Origin of the sequence: Photorhabdus viridis, from assembly GCF_040256935.1 — a bacterium.
GTDB classification, from domain to species: Bacteria; Pseudomonadota; Gammaproteobacteria; order Enterobacterales; family Enterobacteriaceae; genus Photorhabdus; species Photorhabdus viridis.
Map to the genome: position 1 here is coordinate 1 of NZ_JBEJZY010000339.1, position 325 is coordinate 325.

The window sequence follows — 325 nt, forward strand, 5'->3', positions numbered from 1 at the left end:
TAACTCTTTCAAATTAACCCCAACGCCATCCTCAGTAGCCACCAGCCGGATTTTATTGGCATACATGCCGCCCAGCGCTTTGGTATCAATGGCTAATTGCGGTTTAGCGCCTTCTCCGGTGAGCGGGTTAACCGTGCCGTCTTTTAAGCTGATGCGGTTGGCGCCCTGCGTCAAAGAGAGCGTGTTGGCCTGAATTTTCCCGTTTAACTCAGTGGCCCGGCTGATGATATCGACGTAATCCGTCGCTTTGCCCTCCAGCCCTTTGCCGCCAATGGTAATCTGGCCTTGTTTAACTTCCAACGCTTCCAGCGCACCCTGTTTGTCA

The 325-nt window shown here is 52.9% G+C and carries 1 protein-coding gene; it reads right to left on the minus strand.

Annotated elements, in window-relative coordinates:
- A partial coding sequence (locus ABR397_RS23640; RefSeq protein WP_350307825.1) for a two-partner secretion domain-containing protein occupies positions 1 to 325 on the minus strand: 325 nt, incomplete at both ends.